The following is a 6645-nucleotide window of genomic DNA, read 5'->3' as shown; positions in this document are numbered from 1 at the left end:
AACAAAACTTTCTGCCTTTATTTGCTCCCAACAAAAATCGTCTATTCGTTCATAAATGACTTTGTACGATTCATCCTCATTCACCCCCAATTCCTTTGCCAAAATCTTTTTTCCAGAATTAGGACTTTTATCGGACATCGGTAAATATTCGTAGTAATGATTTGCAGCAGCCTTTGATGGTTTCAATGCTCACAACAGCCAAGATTCGCTTCTTGTCTTTGGTATCATGGGAACGCCATTTTCAAACTGTACCGAAGCGAAACCTTCGTCCATGGCAGCAACCTTGGCCTTGTACACCTTGTCGACATCGTTTCCTGAAGATGCGTCTAGATCCCTAAAGAAAACAACTCCCCAATCATCCCCGAACTCAACACTTTTTTCTTGTGCAATTTTTGCTAAGAGTTTTGCACATATACTGACATATTTTGCGTCAGGAATATCCTTCTTTAAACCACGAACAATAGAGGTTCTTTTTTCTGGTTTGCCCTTCTCAGTGTCAGCCAACTTGGCCCTGGATACTGGAAAAAAATTTATGTACGAGGCGTCATCCCAAAAGAATTCCAACAACTTGTCGAGACAAATTTTCAAAGGGCCACTTTGACCGCCAAGTTCATCGTAGTACAAATCATTTAGCCCTTCTCCGCAAATGACTATACCCGGCATATCTACTCAATATTCCTTAACTGATCAGAAAGAGCCAACAAATCTGTATCCCCCATAGCCTCTCCTGGTCCCATAACATTCAGCTTGTCTTGTAAAGAAGGAATTTCAAAGAATTTCGTTGCGTGGGTGTGGTTATTCTTGTCCCGATATAAGAAATAAACGCTATTGCAGGCAGCATCGTCCGGCAAATAATTTAACAAAAGACCACTATGAGTTGTCACAAAAATCTGTTTGCGAGGATTGCCATAGTTTAAAAGTTTTTCAACGAAGTTTTTGAACAATTCTTGATTCAAACCATTCTCGACTTCATCAAAAAGAACAACGTCATTTTCGGAATACTGCTGCGATAGCATCAAATACAATCTCAGCGTTCCATAGCTCAGATTTGTTGCGCTAAAAGCAGTCTTTTCCAGTTCGCTCAACAACAGCGATTTCCAGCCAAATCGCTGTTTTTTTACTTCAAAGTTTTTCAAAGTCGGATAGAACACTCGAAGTTCCTGAAAAAGAGCCTGTTGCTTTTCTTGAGACAGATTTGCAATAAAGCCGCACAAGTTTTTCCCGTTTTCTTCTACTTCACAGACAGATGCTTTTGAACTGATCCTTGTGGATGATGCTATGGCATGAGGATCCAAAACACCGAACAACTTCAAGTCACGAAGCTGTTGCCCTAAAAAAGATGCATACAAGGAAAAAACAGACCCTTCGTACTTTATTTTACTGAAATCAACCGAGGACGTCTCCCCTGTAGCCATCACAGTATTGAACTTACCGGAACTAAAAGTGTATTTTGCATTGGTATCTTGTAAGGTCTCTGCGACACAGCGCAATTCCCGAGTATTGAATTTACCTTCCCAGTACACAGGAGTATCATTCAACAACGCATCTACTCGAATTTCAATAGTAAACTTTTTCTCGCCACCGATGGTGAGCAACTCATTTGCTGAAGACAGGTCCTGTTCCGTGAGCCAATCCTTAACCTTGCCTCGCATTAAAGCCCTGATAAAGCTAAACAACTGCAAAAAAGTTGTCTTACCAGAACCATTCACACCAATTAAGCATGTAAACGGAGACAAACCGGATATTTCAAAATCCGCTAAAGACTTGAAATTCTTTACAAAAACTTTTTGTATGATAAATGAGTTCATAAGGGCCCGTGTTTAACCTGCAATATAGAATTTTAGATTAAAAACATCCAAAAGCCCTACATGAAAGCGATGAAATTTGTAAGGAAACCTAATCTCTTTTGCAAGACAACCAACCTTGGACTGATGTTGGAACTTTTTACCCCTCATATTCCTTCATTATCTTTTCATAGTACGCTTCGGCGTTGTATCTTGCCTGGGCGGCGCTTGCAATCCCTGCGTAGTCAAATTCTGCCGCGAACATCTTCGAAATCTTTGCCTTCAGATCCTCGACATCGCCTGAAGCAAACGTCATGCCGCTCACCCCTTCCTCGATCAGTTCCGGGATGCCGCCGATACGTGCGCCAAGCACGGGAGTGCCAAGGGACTGTGACTCGATCACCGTCAGGGGATTGTTCTCGCTCCATTCCGCAGGCAGCACCATGAAACGGGCCCCTTCAAGGATGGGGCGGAATTCGTCCCAGTTCTTCTGACCCACGAATTCGATGTTCGCGCAATCCTTGTACTGCGCCTGCAGTTCCGGCAACAGCTCCCCGCCGCCGATCACAACCAGCTTGTAGGGCAGCGTAGCGGCAGCCTTGCACAAAGTGGGAACACCCTTCACGGAATTGACACGGCCCAGGAACACATAGTAGTCTTCCTTCTTCAGGGACGGATTCTGCACCTTGCTTACATCGATGAAGTTACAGAGCACATGCATCTTATCGGCGGAGTAACCGCCCTTCACCATGGTATCCGCCATGAACTGGGACGGAGGCAGGAATACGTCAGTACAGGCCTCCAGACGTTCCTTGTTCCACTTCTTGATTTCGCGCCAGCCGATAATGGCCCCGGGAATATTGCCCGGCATGCACTTGTGCCTGATGACCGCAGTCTTGTCGCAGAAACACTCCTCGCACCACTTGCCGTTACGGGTGCAGGTATAGCAGGGGCACACCAGCTTGGTATCGTGCAAGGTCCACACAACGCGAATCCCGCGGCTATGTGCAATCTCCGCAATCACCGGGGAAAGCTGCGTGTGGATGTTATTCAGGGAACGACATCCGGCTTGAAATCATCGAGCAGAGCAGTCCACTTGCGGCGTACCTCGCTATCGCCGAAGGGGCGGGTGAACGCAGCCACCTTGGACATGTTCTTTGGCCAGTACTTGCTCCAGGGACTCTCCAGGTTCTCGGGATAGTCCATGGAGAAAATAGCCACCTCGTGACCGTGCTGCTTAAGCAACTGCTCCAGGTTGAGCATATAGATGCAGTCGCCACCGCGACGATAGTAGAACTTGTTAGCGAGAAGAATTTTCATGGCAACAACCCTCTTTAAATCGAGTGATTATCTCTGCTGATACTCATGCAAAGCGAAATTGGCAATTTTTTGCGCCAGTTCACCGACATCAACTTTTCCTTTGGCAGATGAATCGACAAAAAGGTAAAAATAATTGTCTCTTGGGTTGTCCGCATTGAACAAATGCAACAGATCATCAAGAATACAATTTTCCCGGTCGCTAATTCGAACCCGGATATTCTTGAGTTCACTTTTATTGAAACCAGTCTTGAATTGATTTGCACGTATAATCACATACTCAAAAGGAAATTCCTTTTCGGCGGAATAATCCTTCAGCATATTTATCAGGCAAATCACCTTGTCGAGTTCAGCTTTCTTTCCTGCAGAAACTACAGCCGGAACAAACTTTGCATTTTCAATTTCATAATTGAAATTATCCAAGACTCTTTGATTTATCACAGGAAAGTCATACCTAAGAATGAGTGCATCCTGAAGGGACTTGAATTTTTCTTCCAAAAGCGACAAAACATTCGGTGCAACGCCAGCCTTATCGAAATAGAACCTGTATTCAGATTCCGACTTCCACAAAGGTTTCTTTCTCGTGCCTCTCGAAAAAAACTCCGTTATCCACTTGTCCTTACCGTAAAATTTCTTTGCATAAGAACTTATATCAGCATCTGACAATAAGCAGATTCGACCATTCTCGTTTTGCACACCCTTTTCAGACAACGCTTCGGCAGAAAAAAGCGGCAAATGTAGCTCTTCATACGCACCCTGCGTTTTTGCAATCATGTATGCAACAAGATTGCTCTCATACTTTATTACAGGATGATTCTGTATCCATTTTCGCTCCATGTCATGAGCCAGAATCACGCTTTCGAGCGTGCTTAGAGCAGACTTTTCAAACCCCTGCAGTATTGAATTGCTCGTCCTTATCACGCACACGGCATTCAAGAGCCTTTTATAATCAATATTTATACTCTTAAATCCAGTTGTAAAACTATCTCGAATCAGATAGTCCAACTTGTCGACATCTATCGTCTTGGAATTAAGCAAATCAATAAAGCAATTTCTGACATCGCTTGCATCGGAATACTTCAGACCAATAATACAGCGCGTAAAGAAACTTTTGTCGTATTTTTCAAATATATGCGAATAATTAACTATCGACACATAGGCGCTCATGACCTCGTGCTCGGCGCCGACAACCTTTCCATCTGGCAAGTCAGACACAAAGTCGTCATCAGCCAGTTCATCGAGAAGCCTACGCCAAATCATAGGCTGTGCGGCGGCATTCCGTTCCTTGAAATAGAAATGTTCGCCCGTATGAGAAAAGGGCGAATGCCCTATGTCATGCATCAGGCACGCCAGCAGGAATGTCTTGCCATATTTATCGACATTTTCGGCAGTAGCCAAATGTTGCCTTTTTATATCACGCGATAAACAGGACTGGGCAATTTTTCCCAGATAATAGACGCCCAGGGAATGAGTAAAACGATTATGAACTGCAGACGGATAAACAGACGAATAGCTCGTCTGAACAATATCTCGCAATCTCTGGAACATAGCGCTGTTTATGACAGCATTCGGATCATCATCGGTAATTTCTATGTATCCAAAAACCGGATCTTTTATCTTCAGCAACTTGCTCATACAGCTTCTTTAGCTGAATAGGCCGCCTTGATAATGTCATTAGATAGATACGCCACGAACTTGGCGACCAAGGTCGCCGGTTCAACCTTTAACTTTAAGATTTCGCCATTGTCGACCAATTCAAAGCAATCGGAATAGTTGCGCACCATATCCAGCACATAATTTTCGGAAAACAAGAAAATGGACGATATCTTGTTTTCTTCAAACGACTTGACCACATTCACACGAAACTTGTCTAGCTCTGATAGAGAGATTTCGGACTTTCCCATTTTTATGAGAGCCAATGCGGCAAGATATTCTATACCGATAAAGTTTGTCATGTGTGTCTCCAGGCTGCAACTGCAATATACAATTCCTTATGAACGAAATTGTATATCGAGCTATATTAAAATATACATTCTTATTTTGACACTAAGTGACAAAAAGGAACGGTTTCTCTCCAAAATCCGATATACCTGCGCCGGGAATTCTATATTTCCCCTCACAGTGTCAAAAAAATGTTCCATTCTCAAGTTGCAACATCCTTAGTGACATTGTTGAGTTCAGGGCGTTCCCCGGCCAGGGCCGGGGGCGGGCCCTCGCGGCATAAAATTGCGTCCTCACGCCGCAATTTTTCCGCCTAGAGGGCCGAGTGCATTTGACGAGCGGCCCTCCCGGCCCTACGGGCTTCGATCTCCCCTAAAGGGGACCATAGCCACTAAGGCAACAAGTTGCCAAGTGGCTGGAGGCCTAACGCAATATGCGGTTATCTATCCCCGTACATCTTTTCGTAATACTTCTCGTAGTCGCCGCTGGTGATGTTGTCCAGCCATTCCTGGTTGTCGAGGTACCAGCGCACGGTCTTCTCGATGCCTTCCTCGAACTGCAGGGACGGTTCCCAGCCGAGATCCTTCTGGAGCTTGGTGGAGTCGATGGCGTAGCGCGCGTCGTGGCCCAGGCGGTCCGTCACGTAGGTGATGAGGTTCAGGTCTTCGCCTTCGGCGCGGCCGAGGAGCCTGTCGACGGTCTTGATCACGACCTTGATGATGTCGATGTTCTTCCATTCGTTGAAGCCGCCGATGTTGTAGGTTTCGGCGATCTTCCCGTTATGGAAAATCACGTCAATAGCGCGGGCATGGTCTTCGACAAAGAGCCAGTCGCGAACGTTTTCGCCCTTGCCGTAGACCGGGAGAGGCTTCTTGTGGCGGATATTGTTGATGAAGAGCGGAATCAGCTTCTCGGGGAACTGGTACGGACCGTAGTTGTTGCTGCAGTTTGTCACGATGGTCGGCATGCCGTAGGTGTCGTGGAACGCGCGAACGAAGTGGTCGGAACCTGCCTTACTAGCGGAATACGGAGAGTGCGGCGTGTACTTCGTCGTCTCGTAGAAGAAGTCGTCGCCGTAGGCCAGGTGATGTTCGCTAGAGCTTGCCGTCGTGGTGAACGGGGGCGTGATGCCTTCCGGGTGGTTCATCTTGAGGGCGCCATAGACTTCGTCGGTAGAGATGTGGTAGAAACGCTTGCCTTCGTACTTTTCGGGGAGGCTTTCCCAGTAGAGCTTTGCGGCCTGGAGCAGGGAGAGCGTTCCCATCACGTTCGTCTTCGCGAAGGTGAACGGATCCTTGATGGAACGGTCCACGTGGCTTTCTGCAGCCAGGTGAATGATGCCGTCGACCTGCTCGTCCTGCATGAGCTTGTAGAAAGCGTCGAAGTCGCAGATGTCCATCTTCACGAACTTGTAGTTCGGCTTGCCCTCGATATCCTTCAGGTTCGCGAGGTTGCCCGCATAGGTCAGCTTGTCGAGGTTGATAATCTTGTATTCAGGATACTTATTGACAAAGAGGCGCACCACGTGGCTGCCAATGAAGCCTGCGCCGCCGGTAATGACGATGTTTTTCATAATAAACCTTTTCTTGTTTTAGCTAGACGT

The 6645-nt window shown here is 46.2% G+C and carries 6 protein-coding genes and 1 pseudogene; all 7 read right to left on the bottom strand.

The genetic code is table 11. The features are described from left to right. A partial coding sequence (locus Q0P86_RS12030; protein ID WP_295039729.1) for a hypothetical protein occupies nt 1-186 on the bottom strand: 186 nt, incomplete at its 3' end. Between the two features lie 3 nt (nt 187-189). Next, complete coding sequence (locus tag Q0P86_RS12025; protein WP_295039728.1) at nt 190-663, bottom strand: hypothetical protein; 474 nt, start codon at nt 661-663, stop codon at nt 190-192. 2 nt (nt 664-665) lie between these two features. Next, a complete protein-coding gene (locus Q0P86_RS12020) occupies nt 666-1808 on the bottom strand; it encodes an AAA family ATPase (RefSeq protein WP_295039727.1) in 1143 nt (380 codons plus the stop codon). A 136-nt stretch (nt 1809-1944) separates the two neighbouring features. Beyond that, nucleotides 1945-3104 (bottom strand): annotated as a pseudogene (locus Q0P86_RS12015) (glycosyltransferase). A 27-nt stretch (nt 3105-3131) separates the two neighbouring features. Then, nucleotides 3132-4736, bottom strand: coding sequence for an HD domain-containing protein (locus Q0P86_RS12005; protein ID WP_295039724.1), 1605 nt, complete (start codon nt 4734-4736; stop codon nt 3132-3134). Beyond that, nucleotides 4733-5056: a hypothetical protein gene (locus Q0P86_RS12000; protein WP_295039723.1), complete on the bottom strand. Its 324-nt coding sequence runs from the start codon at nt 5054-5056 to the stop codon at nt 4733-4735. Before Q0P86_RS12000 ends, Q0P86_RS12005 begins: the two co-directional genes overlap by 4 nt. A gap of 425 nt (nt 5057-5481) precedes the next feature. Next, nucleotides 5482-6615 (bottom strand): dTDP-glucose 4,6-dehydratase, encoded by a 1134-nt coding sequence (locus Q0P86_RS11995; RefSeq protein ID WP_295039722.1) that lies wholly within the window; start codon nt 6613-6615, stop codon nt 5482-5484. Nucleotides 6616-6645 lie beyond the last annotated feature (30 nt).

It is taken from the genome of uncultured Fibrobacter sp. (genome assembly GCF_946062555.1).
GTDB lineage: Bacteria > Fibrobacterota > Fibrobacteria > Fibrobacterales > Fibrobacteraceae > Fibrobacter.
Note: the sequence above shows the minus strand (reverse complement) of the source record. Positions and strands in the feature narration are given on the sequence as shown.

What these genes read in the sequence shown, in the direction of transcription:
- Q0P86_RS11995 (WP_295039722.1), bottom strand. Translation starts at nt 6,615, where the DNA reads ATGAAAAACATCGTCATTACCGGCGGCGCAGGCTTCATTGGCAGCCAC.
- Q0P86_RS12025 (WP_295039728.1), bottom strand. Translation starts at nt 663, where the DNA reads ATGCCGGGTATAGTCATTTGCGGAGAAGGGCTAAATGATTTGTACTAC.
- Q0P86_RS12005 (WP_295039724.1), bottom strand. Translation starts at nt 4,736, where the DNA reads ATGAGCAAGTTGCTGAAGATAAAAGATCCGGTTTTTGGATACATAGAA.
- Q0P86_RS12000 (WP_295039723.1), bottom strand. Translation starts at nt 5,056, where the DNA reads ATGACAAACTTTATCGGTATAGAATATCTTGCCGCATTGGCTCTCATA.
- Q0P86_RS12020 (WP_295039727.1), bottom strand. Translation starts at nt 1,808, where the DNA reads ATGAACTCATTTATCATACAAAAAGTTTTTGTAAAGAATTTCAAGTCT.